Here is a 17,510-nt window from a genome sequence, read left to right as displayed (position 1 = left end):
GCAAAACAATGTCGAGTTTGTTGATGAGTGACCGAACAGACTCCCCTCGGAACAAAGCCATTCCGATAACGGCCCAAATCATCGCGTCCATCGGCAATTTACGCCGTCTTAACGTCGCAACGCCCTGGGAGTCTAGGCAAGATTGAATTAACTCAGGTTCTAACACATCAGCTAAGCAGGTGAATTCGGTTAGGCGGGTAATATGGGTACGGGCGAGTGCTTCCGAGAGTTGCATAAAAAATCCGATGACATGAGGTCATCGGATTTTGATCTTTTCAGCGAGATCGTCAAGCGATCTGTCTTAACTGATCGGCATTAGCCCAAGGCACCTTTTTTGTTATTGAGCCACTCGCTTTGCAGGGGAGTGATATTTAACCAAGATTACGCGAGTAACTTCTTAGCCGCTGCAACCACGATAGAAACCGCACTGACTTCGGTTTTCTTCATTGTTGCTTCATCAGGAATTTCTTGTTGAGTACGGTTTACGATCACACCCGCCACACAGGCAGCGCGCCAACCTTGAGTCGCACACATAGTAAATAGGGTAGCTGATTCCATTTCATAGTTCAGCACGCCCATTTCTTGCCACTCTTTCATTGAACCAGCAAAACGGCGGGTCACACGGCCAGTGACAGTGTCGTAACGCTCTTGACCTGGATAGAAGGTATCTGAAGATGCGGTAACACCAATATGTGGCTCTACGCCCGCATCGCGGCACGCAGCAACCATAGCTGTGGTACATTCAAAGTTAGCCACTGCTGGGAACTCCATTGGTGCAAAATGTAAGCTCGCGCCATCTAAACGTACTGACGCTTGAGTCACAATCACATCACCCACATTCACATGGGGTTGAATCGCACCTGTAGTACCAACACGTAAGAAGGTATTCACGCCTAATTGCGCTAACTCTTCTACCGCAATCGATGTTGATGGACCACCGATACCGGTAGAACAAATCACCACTGGCTTACCATCAGCATACGCTAGGTAGCTGGTGTACTCGCGGTGGCTTGCAAGAAACGTTGGATTATCCATTAACTCAGCAATACGTTTTACACGCTCAGGATCGCCTGGCACAATCGCCAACGTAGCGCCATCGAGCATCGCTTTGGTCAAACCTAAATGAAATACATCAGCCATCGTGAAAACCCCTTTCATTTTTGATAGTAAAATTCTTATATAATCGACTTTAACCTAGTATCGAAGCGGTGAAGGTTAACTTGATCACAGAATTATCGGCAAGAAGAATTGTTCATCCGTAATGTAATTACCAAATCTATTACAGCTTGATCACAAAGATAGCAAATCTGTGATGCTTCTGTGAGCTTGTATCAATTACGTGGAATAAAGTGTGAGTCAGATCTGACTCAATCGCCACATCAAGCAATATAAAAGATATAGATCATTGATTTATAGCTGATTTGCTGAAATCACGCTTTAGTATTAACCTGTAGAAGGACAAATATTGATCCATATCACGTTTATTCATTATGCCTAAGGTTAGGGTTAAGACGAGACCAAAGCACAGTAGAAAGACGACAAGGAGAACGCCAATGTTTCCAGAGTACCGAGATCTGATTACCACCTTAAAGACCCAAGATGCTCATTTTCAACGTAAATTCAACGAGCACAATCAATTAGATGAGGAAATCAAACAACTGGAAAAACGTGTCGGTAGTGATTTCAATCCCGCAGTGAAAGAGCTCAAGAGCAAAAAACTCCACTTAAAAGAAGAGATCTATCAAATTCTCAAATCCCACAGCTAAGCTGCTATCACGGGAAAAACTAAGGGCGCCGCAGCGCCCTTTTTGTTGCTATCGAAGACGGATTACAGATAGTAATCTTTCAGGGGTGGGAAGCCATTAAAACACACCGCTGAATAAGTCGTGGTGTAAGCACCGGCGGTTAACCAGTACATACGGTCTCCAATCGCTAGGTCATTCGGTAAACCATAGCTGTAGTGCTCATACATAATGTCGGCGCTGTCGCAGGTTGGGCCAGCAATCACGCACTTATCCAGCTCCCCCTGTTTATGGGTGTAGATTGGGAATTTAATTGCCTCATCCATGGTTTCGATTAAACCAGAGAACTTACCCACATCGGTAAACACCCAACGCTCTAATGCGGTGTAGGATTTCTTACTGATCAACACCACCTCAGACACCAGCACCCCAGCGTTAGAGATCAGCGAACGACCCGGCTCCAAAATAATTTGGGGAAGATCATCACCAAAATCTTCCTTCAGGAAGTGAGTGATTTGCTCAGCATAGACACCGAGTTGATTGGTTTTGTCGATATAATTCGCAGGGAAACCGCCACCCATGTTGATCATCTTCAATACAATATTGTGCTCATCGCGCAAACGATCGAAGATACTTTTCACTTTACCAATCGCCGAATCCCAAGCACCGATATCACGCTGCTGTGAACCCACGTGGAATGAAATACCGTAGGGTTCTAAGCCGAGTTCCTTCGCCAACACTAACAGCTCATAAGCCATCTCATTTTGGCAACCAAACTTACGAGACAGTGGCCAATCGGCGGTGTCTGTGCCTTCGGTCAGGATACGCACATAGATGCGTGAACCTGGTGCTTCTTCGGCGATCATACGTAAGTCAGCTTCAGAATCCGATGCATACATACGCACGCCACGCTCATAAAAAGCACGTACATCTTGGCGCTTTTTAATGGTATTGCCATAGCTAACACGGTCAGCTGTAACGCCGACATTCATAACCATATCTAGCTCATAAATCGAGGCAATATCAAAGTTTGACCCTTTATTTTTTAGTAATGTAAGGATCTCAGCCGCTGGGTTTGCCTTAACTGCATAATAAACATTGGCATAAGGAAAACTATTAACCATGTCATCGTATTGTTTCGCAATGATACTGGTATCAATCACTACGAACGGGGTCGCTTTATCCTTCGCAAACTCTTCAATACGTTTGAAGGTTTGAGCATCATAATAGTCAGCAACATCAATAGATTGAAATTGGCTCATTGGGCCAGAGTCTCCTTTGGGTCAGATGATAAAAAGTCGTTATGTGTCTTAAAAACGTGCGCAGTAAACGCTATTTTTTTAGTTAACGCAACGAATTTTTATGCTTAATAACTAACTTTTTATTCCAACAAATATTAAGCCGAGTTGGACCTAAAAAAACTATTTTTAAAACAAATAATTATGCATAAGAGTTCAGCAAAGAATCTTAAGCTTTATTAGCGCTAAAAATGAATTTTTTAATATGGCAGCCACTTTAGCTAAAGGCAGATTATCAGGGAGAAAACGATAGGATGAACCTTAAGTTCCACGGTGTAGTGATACCGAGCGAGAAAACACATCTGTAGTGTTATATAGGGATTAGTCAGATATAAAAGAGGGGGAAATCTCTCCCCCTCAGATAGGGCGTAGTACGACTTTACTGCTGTGACTCATTTAATTTGACTAAGGCTTGGCCTAGGGCTTCGCTGGAGTCAAAGTAAGCAATATCTTGAATATTGAGATTATCCAATAAAATCATGGTTGCCATATCTTTGGTATCGGGCAATAGGCGGCTAATCTGCCCTTCCCTGTCTAAACCAATGGCAAAAGGCAGTTCCTGCATTTGTGGTACAGCCACAAATTTGGCTATCAGCGATGGCATACCACTGATATCAGCCACATAAACTAAATGCGCAGGAAACTTATCCCCCGTTAAAGGCGTTAGAGTTTCTTTAATGATATCGCCACCTTTCATGCTACGACTAAAGAGCACTACTTTGGTTTGTTCGGTAACACTGACCGCCTTATCATTTTGATCTTGCAATGAAATAGGACTTATCGCGTCTCCCGCTACATAACTTGTAGCCAACGCCATCATGGGAGTGAAAAGGAAGGACAGGCACAACAACAGCTTTCTCATAAACACTTAGCTCCATTTTAGATACGGGCAATAGCATACCCGAGTCTGGTAAGCCGCTCATTTAATCCGAGCTATTACATGATACGCTTCACAATGCATCACGAATACGTCTTTAAAAGACGTCCACTCACATGGGATATATCAGACTTAGCGACCTAACTTCAAACACTACACTTGCAATTTTAGTCTGTTACAAGTTTACTGTGCTGCCAAAATATCGATAGTGACGGAATACTATGTTGTTGATACTTATCATTATAGCCTTTATCGTACTCTTTGTTTTTTTCGCAAAGTACCAAAAAAAGAAGATTCAAGCCGAAGCGCTTGCCGCAGGGGAACCCTCGGCGCTACTCAATCATGGACTCACATTAATCAATCAGGGCGAAGTCAACTCAGGCCTAAACTATATTCAGCAAGCCGTTGATAAGGGATTTGCCGTGGCCGCCATTGCCATGGCCGAGCTGTATTCGGGTCGATTCCTACAAGTCCCCGCCGATCCCAAGGCATCTGAATATTGGTATCGAAAAGCCGCCGAGATCGATCCGCAATATTTACCCATGCTCACCCTAACTAGCTTGGTCGCCACAGAGGCACAAACACCCGAGCAGTTACGCGAACAGGTAGAACAGCTCAAAACTAGTGCTGAAGCGGGGCAAGTCGAGTTTCAATATGAGCTCGCCTATTTGTATCTCAGACAACCCTTTCTCGATCCCGATGCAAGCCAAGCCATTTACTGGTTCGAAAAGGCGGCCGCCCAAGGAAACCAAGATGCCTATTACCACTTAGGTACACTCTACTGGCACGATGAACGTGTCACGCCCGACTATAGCAAAGCGCGGGAATACTTTGAGAAAGCCGTCGCCGCCGGTGATGAACTCGCAAAAGATAACTTAGGCCATATGCTTGCCGCAGGCCAAGGCGGCCCTAAGGACCTCGTCCGCGCCGAAGCTTTACTCAGCGAATATGCCGTAGAAAATGATTTTCGCCAGTATTACCTAGGCAAACGTTTCCTCTATGGTGAAGATTTTGCCGTCGACTATGGCAAGGCTCGCTATTGGTTAGAAAAATCCTGCGCCGCTGACAATGTTTTTGCCAAGTTAGCGCTGGCACACCTGAAACTACTCGACCCACAAACGGATAATGACTACCAGCAGGCAAGAACAGAATTCGAGACGCTGGCGTCCCAGTGGCAAGAGGAAGCCCTATTCGGTCTAGGTAAAATCTATGAAGAAGGCTTAGGTGTCTCGCGCCAACCGATTAAAGCCTTAATGTATTACCAACTAGCAGCGATGAGCCATATCAGTGACTATCAAGACGCATATGAGAAGCTCAGTAAGCGCTTAGGTACCCTAGAGATCCGCGAAGCCCAAAGCCTGTGTAATAACTTTCTGCATCAACATCCTATCCCCAATGAGCAGCAAGCTTATTACTACCTTAACCAAGCAGAAATCTACCGCAAGGGTGAGCATCCGAGCCGCGAAGCGCTGCAAACCGCAGAGACTTGGTACCGTAAAGCTGCCGACTTGGGCAGCCAAGATGGCATGCAAGCCCTCGTTGATATCAACCGCCATGAGTCGATTGATAAACCGGTTCAGACATATATTTGGTCGAGCATATTACTGCGCAACTTTGGCAAATACGGGATGAATAGCGATCAGCTTTTGTATCAGCAACAGGCTCAATCCCGCTTAACAGAGTCCGAGTTGTTGTATGCCCAAGATGAAATCGAGAGGATTGAAACTCAGCTAGCACCTTACTTACAGAGTAATGAATAAGGATTAAATTGCTGATTACTAGGGTTTAGCCGTTTGGCCAAACCCTATTATTAAAAACCACGGCTTAAGCCGTGGTTTTGCTCAAATGCCGCAGCAATGTTGCCAACGTAGGCGCAACGGTTTGATGGGATGGATAACACAAACCAATACGGCGAAACATCCGAGGCCCATCGAATTTAATCTGTTTAAGCCGAGGCTCGTCTTCGATTAATCCATCGGGGAGAAAACTCACCCCAAATCCCGCCAATACCAGCGACATAACCAAAGACTTAGATTCCGCCTTCGCCACCAAATTGAGCGACAAATTACTGCATGCGAGTAAGCCTATGGTTTGCTGATGCGCCTCGCAGGGTGGGCACTCAATAAAATCGTACTGACTTAACTCTTCGGGACGAATACTGCTGAGCTGTGCAAGCGGATGCTCAATCGGCACGCATAGCACATAATCCTCCTCCCAAAGCGGAAAAAACACTTCATCCTCATGGCGTAAACTGTCTAAGGTTAATCGGCAATCCGCAGGGCTTTGATAATCCAGCAGTTCTAAATCTAAATGACTAATTGCCTGATTGATTTGAGTTAATAATCCTGCAAGACGACGCTGACTCAGATCGGGCATCACGGCTAAGCGCAACTTTTGCCGACTTGCTTTTGCCATAAATAGAGCAGGCAATTTACTGGCCTCCTCCACCAACTTAACCGCCAGCGGATACAGATAGTGAGCGCTATCCAAGGCTTTTACGCCCTTTTTACTGCGCTCGAATAAGGCGCCGCCAAGCTCTTCCTCTAACTGTTTAAGCCCAGCGGAAAGCGAGGGTTGACTGACATAACAACGTGTTGCCGCCGCGGTAATATTGTTTTCTTCATAAATTGCGATAAAAAAGCGTAATAAGCGTAAATCTACCATCAGCCTTCACCAGTCTGCCCAGCATATGTCATAGGAAAATCCTATCATATCCAGTGGGAATAAGTATTTTCCAGCCTAAAAATCCCCATCTATACTGATGAACAAGCTAGATATTGCTCAATTAACCATATTCTTCGCAGATAAAGATAGGAAACTCAAATGACAAAGCCCAATAAATCCCTCGTTGTGATCACAGGCGCTTCATCTGGTATTGGCGCAGCTATCGCTAAAAGCTTTAGTGCTGCCGGACACCCACTCTTACTGTTAGCGCGCCGAGTCGAGGCAATGCAAGCCCTTGCTTTACCAAACAGTTTATCCATCAGCGTTGATGTAACCGATGCAGACGCTATCAAGGCGGCGATTAACCAAGCGGAAGCACAGTTTGGCCCCGTGGGTTGCCTAATCAACAACGCAGGCGTCATGTTGCTTGGGCAAATCGATACCCAAGATCCTAACGAGTGGAGCCGTATGCTCAATATCAATGTAATGGGCGTACTCAATGGTATCCATGCGGTTTTAGCCGGAATGAAGGTGCGCAAAACGGGCACCATTATCAACATCAGCTCGGTTGCAGGGCGTAAAACCTTTCCCAACCATGCGGCTTATTGCGCCACTAAATTTGCCGTGCATGCCTTAACCGAAAATATTCGTGAAGAAGTGGCAATGGATGACGTGCGCCTGATCACCATCGCCCCTGGCGCGGTAGAAACAGAACTCTTAAGCCACACCACGGATGACGCTATCAAAGCGGGTTACCATGATTGGAAAACACAAATGGGCGGGGTGATCGCCCCCGAAAACGTTGCCGCAGCGGCACTCTTTGCCTGGCAACAACCACAAAATGTCTGTGTGCGTGAGATAGTGTTAGCGCCAACACGCCAGCAACCTTAAGCGACTTACTTGGCGCGACCTCGCCAGAATCATGGGTGAAACGCAGTGTGCGAGTGCAGCTGCGTTAAAAAATTTAAAACTCAGTCAAGCGTTATCAACACCTAGTAGACAAAATCTCCCCCTCCATACAGCGAAAATGGAGCTAAATCATTTCGAATAACTACTTTAGATATTGCAAATTTTACAAAGTGTTAACTCGATCACTATCCATTTTCAGACCTTTACAACCTTAAATCCACTCTATTACACAAAACACTAATTTAGCTGTAAAAACAACCTGTTGTTTTTGAAAATGTAAATATCTGTCAAAGTCACTCCCTCTTCAGTCAATTAGATTTTTATCAATGAAATTTTTATCAATTAGATTTTTTTAATGAAAGTGATATACCTCAAATAAACATCCCATCACCTTTGATAAATTTATTCACAAGGTGGAAGCAATAGCCACATTCCACCAACAAAGTCATGTGAATGACAATTAAGAAAGGATGAGATGATGAAAACTTCAACTAAGATCGCAATTGCCGTCGCACTAATTAGCAGCTTAGGCCTTCAAGCCTATGCCGCCGAAGGGGGTAATCCTAAAAAAGGGAAACACCTCTATAAAAAAGAATGTAAAGCCTGCCATAGCCAAGGTGGTGAAGGTGGCGAGCTAACCCCAATGAGCAAAACCATGAGCCAATGGGATCGCTTCTTCGACAAAGATAAACACAAACTCAAACCTGAGGTATTCAACGGCCTCACCGAGCAAGATCTCAAAGATATACAGCAATTTCTGTATGACCATGCCGCCGACTCGGAGCAGCCGCAAACCTGCGGTTAATCGCTGCCAAGCCTAAAGCAAAGGGATAACCGCAGGCCTGCAACTGCAAGTTAACCCATTGATATAAAAATTAAAGCCCAATAAGAGCAACATGGGGAGCACACCCTAGGGACTCCTGTTGGGTAAATTTGGCACAGAGCCTTGAGCCAGTGCCAGCGGAACACTCAGGGAGAAACCCTATGCGTACACGTACACTCATTTCGATATTGGTTGCTAATGCGCTGTTTATGTCCGGCCAAACCTTTGCCGCAGCCAACGAAACAGCAGCCGACACCCAAAAAATGGCCGAGCTGAAACAACAACTGGCCGATATCACCGAACAGCTCGATGAACTCAATAGCCGCGTCGATAAAACCGAACGCCACACCTCGTTAGACCGCCTAGAAATCACCGGCGACTTTAGAACCAAGGCCCACTCACTGCATTACCGCGATGTTGTTTGGAACCCTGCCATTAAGGTGGACTTTAATGACTTTGGCGCCAAGGCCATGTCCGGCGCCTTTGGGATGCCAAACGATCCTAACTCACCACTCGGCCAGATGATGCAAGCCAACCCAGACCTTGCCGCCGCCTTTCAAAATGGCATGTTACAGGGCGTGATGCCCTACGTCCTCGCGCAGCAACATATCCAAGATATTGATAACGATATCTTTTACACCACTCGCCTGCGGTTAAATCTTAAGGCAAAGGTATGGGATAACGTCAGTTTTGCCGGTCGTCTGAGCATGTACAAAAACTGGGGCGACTCCACCGGCGTGCAAGTGTTCGACTCTTGGCGCTCATTCACAATGGATGGCACCAGCAGCGGCAACACCAGTGGTGACTGGCTGCGGGTCGAGCGCGCCTATTTCGACTGGAAAAACATCAACGGCTCCGAGTTTTACCTCTCCATTGGCCGCCGCCCATCTACCTATGGCCCACCAAGCCACTACCGTGAAAACGAACTGCGTGGCGGTACGCCTTCAGGCCATTTAGTTAACTTTAACTTCGACGGTGCCACCTTAGGCTACAACCTAGGGGAAATCACTGGCGTTGAGGGGCAAGTGGTTCGCTTCTGTTATGGCCAAGGCTTTGAATCCCAATGGGGTAATGGCGAAATGTTTGGCGATATCGTTACCAAAGATACTCATCTCGGTGGCTTTAATATCGATGCTATTAACGATGGTACTAACTTCCTGCAATTCACCCTGTTTGGTGCCAAAGACGTCAACGATGGCTTTAAAGGCACAATGGCCTTCCCGACCCAACTGGCAGGCATTTTTGCCCCCACCATGTACCAAGATATGCAAAAGTTTGACAACTTTAACTTTGTCACCCGAGTGCAACCTAGCGGCGTCATTGGTGATATGTACCTTGGCGGCATTGGCTTTGCACGGGAAGAAGCTAACGATATCAAATGGTTTGCGTCACTAGGCTGGACGCGCGCAGAGCCAAATGGCAATGCCGGCATGTTCGGCGGCATGTTATCCGATGCGGTGTTTGAAGCTGAGCTCAACAGCACAGGGACCGAAATCATCATGGTGCCGAAAACCAGCGATGATACCGATACTAAAGATGGTTATGGCATCTATGTGGGTATTCAAATCCCCGCGCCCTACGGCAAGTTTGGCTTGGAATATAACTATGGTTCTAAGTATTGGACGCCTTTCACCCAAGCCCAAGACGACCCAATCGGTAGCAAGTTAGCCACCCGTGGCCATGTCGGCGAAGCCTATTACATCTTTGATATCAATCCAAAAATGTTTATCAAGCTAGCAGGGCTCTACTACGACTACGAATACACAGGTAGCGGCACGCCTGTGGGCGCACCACAAAAAATCGATGACGTGTTAGCGGGCTCAGCCTACTCAATGCTGCCTGTGGTCGATAAGGCCTTCGATGTGAACGCCTCACTGACTATTAACTTCTAACCTAGACGCCATTCAGCCCTCGGTATCACCGAGGGCAGGAGTACAGAATGAAAAAACTCATTGTTATTGCCTTGGCGGGTATGGCGTTGCATGCGCAGGCCGCTAATCCCCATAAAGACGTCCTTAAAGGCCCCTTCGCCACAGGTTCTGAAGTCACGACGCAGTGCTTAACCTGCCACGAAGAACAAGCCACAGATATGATGAAAACCTCCCACTGGACATGGGAGTTAGAACAAAAGCTCCCCGATAGAACCGTATTACGCGGTAAGAAAAACAGTATTAATAACTTCTGTGTGTCAATTTCCAGCAACGAGCCTCGCTGCACTAGCTGTCACGCAGGCTATGGCTGGAAGGACAACACTTTTGACTTTAAAGACAAAACTAAAGTGGACTGTCTTGTCTGCCACGACACCACAGGCACCTATGTGAAAGACCCCGCTGGTGCTGGCGAGCCTATGGCTAAACTCGATCTGGTGAAGATCGCGCAAAACGTGGGTGAACCCGTGCGGGATAACTGCGGTAGCTGCCATTTCTATGGTGGCGGTGGTGATGCGGTCAAGCACGGGGATCTCGACTCTTCTATGGCCTATCCCGATAAAGCCACCGATGTGCACATGGACAGCGACGGCAATAACTTCCAATGCCAAAACTGTCATACCACTGAAAAACATAAAATTTCGGGTAATGCTATGGGGGTATCTCCAGGCGGTATCGACCATATAGGTTGTGAGAACTGCCACGAGAGCGCGCCGCACAGCAACAAAAAGCTCAATACCCATACCGCAACCGTGGCCTGCCAAACCTGCCATATTCCATTCTTCGCTAAGAATGAGCCCACCAAGATGCACTGGGATTGGTCAACTGCGGGCGATGATAAACCTGAGACCGTAGATCAATACGGCAAACACACCTATCAGAAGAAAAAGGGTGACTTTGTGTGGGAAAAAATGGTCAAGCCACAGTACGCTTGGTACAACGGCACCGCAAACGCTTATATGGCGGGGGACAAGATGGACCCGAAAGTCGTCACCAAGCTGACCTACCCTATGGGCGACATTAACGACGCTAAAGCCAAGATTTATCCCTTTAAGGTACATACAGGTAAGCAGATTTACGACAAAAAACTCAATATCTTTATCACCCCGAAAACCTACGGCAAAGGCGGATATTGGAGCGAGTTTGATTGGAATTTAGCGGCGAAACTGGGCATGGAGGTTAACACCACCATGATTGAAAAAGGCATCAAATACAGTGGTGAATATGACTTTGCTGCCACCGAAATGTGGTGGCGGATCAACCACATGGTCTCACCAAAAGAACAAGCACTTAATTGTAATGACTGCCACAACAAAGGCACTCGCCTCGATTGGCAAGCCTTGGGCTATCAAGGCGACCCGATGAAAAACAAACAAGGCCCTAAACACAAACAACAATAATTGTACTGACTCGCTGAAAGCCTATCCGAGGCTAAAGCGATTATCGCTCCCCTGCAACCTTCGAGAGCTGATGCCGTTGGCTAAGCTCTCTTTTTACCTCACAACATCGCCTTAATTCGAGCTAATAGATGAGTAGATGCAACCAACAAATTCGTGACTTGCCTGAGTGAGTATGATGTCACCACCGCCAGACTTACATTTTATCTCACCCTACTGCGTTCAAGACCGTTGAATCCTGGAGTGTTACGACATACGGCTAGATGAATTGGTTATCTTTATAAATTGCGGTCAGTGGACAAAACTAGAGTCAAAGGTTTTCTATTTAAAGAGACGTTCTCATTCAGCGGTAGAAGTCACAATAGTGTCTAAACGAGGCATTTCCAGTCGTTGTCGAGTTGATTAAGTCATATACCTTTGAAATTGAGTTGCGAGCCTCTTCTAATCTAGCGCGATAACGCTCTATTAGCGATGATGCAATCCCCGCCTTTTGCTAGCACCAATCCGAATGCAAACCCGACGAGAAAAATAATCGCCTACTTTATTTTGTACCATGACTTGTTCATCCCCCACTATCACTACAAACCATGATGAAACTGTCTAACATCACTGAAAACACCACAACAACAGTAAACACGAGAAAAACAAAACATTAACAATTATTCAAAATCAACATATTAAGACTAAGCTAAATAAGTAATAAAATTCACTTACTTGATGTTGTACACAACAAATTGTTAATGATAGTGTTAATTAGGATGTAGTTGCGGTTCTGATTTTCGTGATGAATGTAATGCTATATTAAGGTGTATGAAACATGATCGAGTCTTTACGTCTATTGGCACAGCACAAATCATTTTCCGAGCTTTTGCTTTCATCCACCCTGATTAATGTGCTGTCACTGGCATTACCATTCACCATGCTACAAATCTATGACCGGATTTTACCCAATGAAGCCTATGGCACTGCCAGTGTATTAGCAATTGGCGTTGGGATCGCCATACTACTAGAGCTGTTGTTGCGCTATACACGCAGTTGGTTGCTTGCTCTCAATGCTTCAAATTATGAACTGCAAACCACCACTCAATTTGTCGACCGACTAATGAAGGCGGATTACCATCACATTGAGCAATTAGGATCAGGCAAAATACTCCAAGGTATCACCAGTATTGCAACCATGCGGGAGATTTACTCAGGGCAAGCTGCTGTTGCCTTAATGGATTTTCCATTTGTTATCATATTTTTAGCCTTAGTTGCCTATATTGGTGGGCCTTTAGTCTTTATCCCCATACTGGTTTGGGGGATAGCAGGCATTGGCGTGTGGCAAATAGGCAAAAAACTCTCCGTCGCCACCCGAGAACTCGCCATCAGCGATGATGAACGAACCCGTTTACTCATTTTAGTCTTATCAGGCTTAACGACTGCAAAGTCCCTAGCATTAGAATCGCGAATTACTTATGCCTACAAAAAAATCAACTACCAAAGGTTAGCACAGCAAAATGAGGTTGATTGGCTATCATCCAAGTTACAAGAATGGATCCAGGGGGCCTCGCAGGCCACCACACTGGCACTGGTGCTGATTGGCTGTTTTGAAGTCTTAAATGGCGATCTAACAACAGGGGGATTAGCGGCATGTTCAATCCTTGCAGGCAGAGCCGTAGCGCCCTTAAGTGCAATCGGCAGTTTAAAAGCAAAGTTTGTTACCGCTCAGTCTGCGATGCAGGATGTTAATGAAATCATAGCCTCGCCGCCAGAATCCTTGAATGGCACTCAGGTTTACCACCAAAAATTACCCTCAGGCCCTATTGAATTTGAACAGGTATCAGCACAGCAAACGGGGGCAACACTTAAGCAAATTAACCTAACAATCCCCGCGGGTAGCCTTGTCACTGTAACCTCAAATCCACTCACACATGCCAGTTTATTATTAAGTACCGTGGGCGGCTATCATCAGGTGACAGAGGGTGCCATTAGGATTGATTCCATACCACTGACTGAACATGACCCGCTTGAGTATCGTCAATCTATTAGCTATGTGCCGCCATGGGCAACGTTATTTGCAGGATCGATTTTGGATAACCTGACTCTGTTTCGTCATGAGCGAGAAGCCTATGCCATGGTTCTCGCAGACAAACTGGGCTTATCTGCCACGATTGCGCAGTTACCTGCGGGTTATCAAACCTTAGTGGGTAATAATGACAACCAAATGCTCAATCAAGGGGCTATCAAACTCATCACCATTGTCAGAGCGCTTGCACAATCCCCTTCGATACTGTTACTCGACGAGCCTATGGTCTCCCTCGATGCAGACTCCCAGCAACGCCTACTCGCTTTGTTACTCGAACTCAAAAACCACATAACCCTCATTGTGGCCTCCTATTTTACGGAAATTACGGCGATCAGTGACTATCGTATCCATATTTCATCGCAAGGGGATGCAACTATGTCGTCAAATGGGGAACTTTAGCAATGCATAACCAAGCGCAGTCTGTCCCAAATTTAAAATCCCTATTAGTCACACTATTTAATCAACTTGGACTTAATGCCCAAGCTAAGAATATTGAACGCAGCGCGTTAGTCGATGATGCGAGTTACTTAGATGCGTATGTTTTATTTAAAAAACATCATGTTGTGGCCGACCTACGCTCTATTGATCCTGAAATGCTCAGCCATACAATCTATCCTTTCCTGCTCCTACCTGAAGAGGGAGAACCGCAGATAGGACGGCGCAACCATCATACCTTTGAGTATTTAGGTCCACACCAACAATGGCAGCCACTCACACTCCCTTCTGATGGGAAAGTTTTTATTATTAATAGCCTGCCATCTATCAATCAAAAAAGGAGTCGCTTTGCCAGCCAGTTTAAGCAGCAAAAAAAGTGGTTCAAACCCGTTTTTTTATTAAGCCTTATCTCCAGCTTAACCGGATTAGCGATACCGCTTTTTACAATGGCGGTATACGACAGAGTGATAGGAGGACAAGCCCCTGATATTTTGCCGGGGATCGCAATAGGTGCATTGCTTGCCTTAAGCATTTTTATTGCAAGCCGATTGCTGCGCGCCAAAGTGCTGGCCAGTGCAAGCAATAAATTAGCGCGAGATCTGTCAGCCGTATCCTTTAATCAACTCCTCAGTATGCCCTTGATGATGTTATCCCGAGTGGGACTATCGAATCATTTGGCACGACTTCGTAATGCCGAAAAGGTGAGAGGATTGCTGTCTGGCCCCAGCGGAGCCGGGCTGATTGATTTGCCCTTTACGATAGTGGCGCTAATTGCCATCACCGTTCTCAGTGGTTGGTTAGTATTAGTGCCACTTTGTATGCTAATTCTGTTTTACCTCGTCATGAAAGCCCTAAACCGTTTTACCCAAGCCGCCAGCCCAACCATCAGCAGTGACTACCAAAACAGCCTCAATGAACTAGCCAAGAATGTATTAGAGCTCAAAACCGCAGGGGAAACCGAAGGCTGGTACGCGGATTTTATCCGTCGCTGCCGCGAGCACTGCCGTCAACAGTTTATATATGCCAAACGTAATGGACTTAATGCGGCAGTTGCCCATGCTATGGGGCTAATGACAGCCTTAGTTACCGTGTTTTGTGGCATTTTTTTAGTGTTAAATCAAAGCATATCACCCGGCGCGTTAATCGCCTGTGGTATGTTAATTTGGCGCATTACAGGCCCTGCTCAATTAGCATTTTCTTCAATGCCTAAAATTAACATGATAACCAACACTATCACCCAGTTTGATCGTTTTATGGAAGTAACGACCGAATTTAATCAACTCCGACTCGATGGACCCAACTTAAATAAAGCGCCATCACTAAGCTTTAAACATGTCACCCTTCGCTACACTGCAGAAGCAGAGCCTGCACTCTCTGGCGTCACATTTGATGTAGAAGCAGGAGAGACCGTCGCCATTATCGGCCCGAATGGCAGTGGTAAAACGACCTTATTGCTGGCAGCTATAGGCGTGATAGATACACAGGCCGGCTTTGTGACTTTAGATGGCAAAAACCTGAAACAATTTGACCCCGAAGCCTTACGCCAATGGGCCGCATTCAGCCCAACCCACACCGAGCTACTACCAGGATCGTTAGCAGACAACTTACGTTTGGCGAAACCCGATGCCACCGATGAGGAGTTATGCCAAGCCCTATATGAGGCTGGAGGCGACGCTCTAAAAGAGGTGCTCGGTGGCGATTTACATCGCAGTTTATCCGCACAGGGGGCCAATATGTTTTCGGTGGTTGGTAGCGGCTATATCAGCCTGGCTCGAGCTCTGTTAAAAAAATCACCTTTGCTTGTCATGGATGAACCCATAGCCAATCGCAATCCTTTTGCGAAAAAAACCTTTATCGAAACCTTAACCAAGTTAAAGGGCAAAACGACGATTTTGTTTACTAGCCATGATCAAGAACTGATCCAGCACGCTGATAAGGTCGTTATCTTAAATAAAGGCACAGTGGTTTATGCCGGCCCTATTCCAAACAAACCCACAGCAAGCGATGAAACCCAATCAATGGCTAGTATGGAGATAACTCTCAATGAATGATCGTCAACTTAACCATCGTTCTTTGCCAGAACATGAGTTCACTCAAGCCATTGAAACACCAGCTGAAAAACGCATCGTCAAACAAATCACTTATTTTATTGCGGGTTCAGTGTTCGTTATGTTTGTTTGGTCACTGCTCACCGATATTGAAGAAATTGCCAAAGCGAAAGGCCAAGTTATCCCCCTTGGACATCAACAAGTAATTCAAAGTTTTTCTGGAGGAACCTTAGCCTCTATCTTGGTTTCTGAAGGAGATTTAGTGAAAAAAGGTGATGTTCTCGCCAACTTTATCGCTATTGATAGCCAAGCTGCCGCTGAAGAGCTGGAAAGTAAACAAGCTAATCTAGTGCTCAAAATTGAGCGTTACAGTGCTTTTATCGAGTCAAGAGAAGCCAACTTTGATGCCTATGTTGAAAGTCATCCCAATCTTGTGAAAGGACATATTAGTGATCTCGAACGGATGAATAATGAAAAACAAGCCATCATTCAATCTTCTCTCGCTGAAATCGCTAAATCTCAGGCTGAGCTAGCAAGTCTTGAGCAAGAAATTCCGCCACTGAAACATCAAATAAATTCGGCCCAACAAACCATCAATATGATGGAGTCCATCAAAGAATCGCAGGCAGTCTCTAAGCTCACGATGTTGGAATCTCAACAAAAATTAGACTCCTATATACGTGAGCTAAAAGGTATGGAAGGTAAACAGCAAGTATTGGCGCGGGATATTGAAAATCTTCAACGACAGTTGGAGCAAAAGGAAGCCACATTATTTAAAGAAGTGGGTGAAGCACGCACAGATGCACAGGCTGAATTATTGGGGATTACGGCACGTTTAAAATCCTCCGATTCGCAGGTGCAACAAAACACCATCACCTCCCCCGTTGATGGCATTATTCAATCGATTCCTAACACCTCATCAGGGAGTGTGATTCAACCTGGAGGCACCGTTGCGGTGATCGTTCCCACCACGCCAACAGCTCTCCTAGAGGCCAAACTCTCCCCTCGGGATATTGGCTTTGTCAGTGTTGGACAAAAAGCACGCATAAAAATTGATGCTTTTGATTACAGTCGCTACGGGGCACTCGATGGGATCGTCAAACGTATCTCCCCAAGCACAGATGCAGATGAAAAAGGCGGCGTCTTTTACAAAGTACAAATCTCGATTGATAAGCCCTACTTTGGCGAACGACCCGATAAGTTGGAACTGATCCCCGGTATGACAGGTGAAGCGGATATTATCACTGGGGATAAAACCGTCTTCCAATACCTGTGGAAACCCGTATTTACCAATGTGACTGAAGCCTTTGGTGAACGCTAG

The 17,510-nt window shown here is 45.9% G+C and carries 14 protein-coding genes; 9 read left to right on the top strand and 5 right to left on the bottom strand.

Annotation, left to right across the window (positions count from 1 at the left end; genetic code table 11):
• A partial coding sequence (locus IEY09_RS14960) for a transposase domain-containing protein (RefSeq protein ID WP_186293712.1) occupies positions 1 to 235 on the bottom strand: 235 nt, incomplete at its 3' end.
• 146 nt (positions 236 to 381) lie between these two features.
• Complete coding sequence (gene udp / locus IEY09_RS14955) at positions 382 to 1,140, bottom strand: uridine phosphorylase (protein ID WP_037422367.1); 759 nt, start codon at positions 1,138 to 1,140, stop codon at positions 382 to 384.
• A 413-nt stretch (positions 1,141 to 1,553) separates the two neighbouring features.
• On the opposite strand from udp, the gene IEY09_RS14950 reads away from it, so the two are divergent.
• Positions 1,554 to 1,766 (top strand): HP1242/YdcH family protein, encoded by a 213-nt coding sequence (locus tag IEY09_RS14950; protein ID WP_037428200.1) that lies wholly within the window; start codon positions 1,554 to 1,556, stop codon positions 1,764 to 1,766.
• Between the two features lie 62 nt (positions 1,767 to 1,828).
• On the opposite strand, the gene IEY09_RS14945 is transcribed toward IEY09_RS14950, so the two are convergent.
• Both IEY09_RS14945 and IEY09_RS14940 read right to left on the bottom strand, forming a co-directional pair.
• Positions 1,829 to 3,004, bottom strand: a complete 1,176-nt coding sequence (locus IEY09_RS14945) for a type III PLP-dependent enzyme (protein WP_037422364.1) — start codon at positions 3,002 to 3,004, stop codon at positions 1,829 to 1,831.
• Positions 3,005 to 3,419: 415 nt separating this feature from the next.
• Positions 3,420 to 3,902 (bottom strand): hypothetical protein, encoded by a 483-nt coding sequence (locus IEY09_RS14940; RefSeq protein WP_037422362.1) that lies wholly within the window; start codon positions 3,900 to 3,902, stop codon positions 3,420 to 3,422.
• Positions 3,903 to 4,138: 236 nt separating this feature from the next.
• Here IEY09_RS14940 and IEY09_RS14935 point away from each other — a divergent pair, with 236 nt between their 5' ends.
• On the top strand, positions 4,139 to 5,677 hold the full coding sequence (locus IEY09_RS14935) for a tetratricopeptide repeat protein (protein WP_188871673.1): 1,539 nt from the start codon (positions 4,139 to 4,141) through the stop codon (positions 5,675 to 5,677).
• Positions 5,678 to 5,741: 64 nt separating this feature from the next.
• On the opposite strand, the gene IEY09_RS14930 is transcribed toward IEY09_RS14935, so the two are convergent.
• Complete coding sequence (locus IEY09_RS14930) at positions 5,742 to 6,581, bottom strand: LysR family transcriptional regulator (protein WP_188871671.1); 840 nt, start codon at positions 6,579 to 6,581, stop codon at positions 5,742 to 5,744.
• A gap of 159 nt (positions 6,582 to 6,740) precedes the next feature.
• Between IEY09_RS14930 and IEY09_RS14925 the strand changes: the two genes are divergently transcribed.
• From IEY09_RS14925 to IEY09_RS14895, 7 genes are all read left to right on the top strand, one after another.
• On the top strand, positions 6,741 to 7,472 hold the full coding sequence (locus tag IEY09_RS14925; protein WP_069454180.1) for an SDR family oxidoreductase: 732 nt from the start codon (positions 6,741 to 6,743) through the stop codon (positions 7,470 to 7,472).
• 493 nt (positions 7,473 to 7,965) lie between these two features.
• On the top strand, positions 7,966 to 8,295 hold the full coding sequence (locus tag IEY09_RS14920) for a c-type cytochrome (protein ID WP_011718452.1): 330 nt from the start codon (positions 7,966 to 7,968) through the stop codon (positions 8,293 to 8,295).
• Between the two features lie 179 nt (positions 8,296 to 8,474).
• The gene (locus tag IEY09_RS14915; protein ID WP_188871669.1) at positions 8,475 to 10,205 is read left to right on the top strand and encodes a DUF3373 domain-containing protein; all 1,731 of its coding nucleotides are present in this window, start codon (positions 8,475 to 8,477) and stop codon (positions 10,203 to 10,205) included.
• A 47-nt stretch (positions 10,206 to 10,252) separates the two neighbouring features.
• Positions 10,253 to 11,641 (top strand): tetrathionate reductase family octaheme c-type cytochrome, encoded by a 1,389-nt coding sequence (locus tag IEY09_RS14910; RefSeq protein WP_037422350.1) that lies wholly within the window; start codon positions 10,253 to 10,255, stop codon positions 11,639 to 11,641.
• An 814-nt stretch (positions 11,642 to 12,455) separates the two neighbouring features.
• Positions 12,456 to 14,105 carry an ABC transporter transmembrane domain-containing protein gene (locus IEY09_RS14905; RefSeq protein WP_188871667.1) on the top strand — a complete coding sequence of 550 codons (1,650 nt, stop codon included), beginning with the start codon at positions 12,456 to 12,458 and terminating at the stop codon, positions 14,103 to 14,105.
• 2 nt (positions 14,106 to 14,107) lie between these two features.
• Positions 14,108 to 16,192, top strand: a complete 2,085-nt coding sequence (locus tag IEY09_RS14900) for a peptidase domain-containing ABC transporter (RefSeq protein WP_144344806.1) — start codon at positions 14,108 to 14,110, stop codon at positions 16,190 to 16,192.
• Positions 16,185 to 17,510: an HlyD family type I secretion periplasmic adaptor subunit gene (locus IEY09_RS14895; protein ID WP_050991409.1), complete on the top strand. Its 1,326-nt coding sequence runs from the start codon at positions 16,185 to 16,187 to the stop codon at positions 17,508 to 17,510. The genes IEY09_RS14900 and IEY09_RS14895 overlap by 8 nt, the downstream gene beginning before the upstream one ends.

It is taken from the genome of Shewanella xiamenensis, from assembly GCF_014647135.1.
GTDB lineage: Bacteria > Pseudomonadota > Gammaproteobacteria > Enterobacterales > Shewanellaceae > Shewanella > Shewanella xiamenensis.
This window is presented reverse-complemented; position numbering and strand designations above follow the sequence as displayed.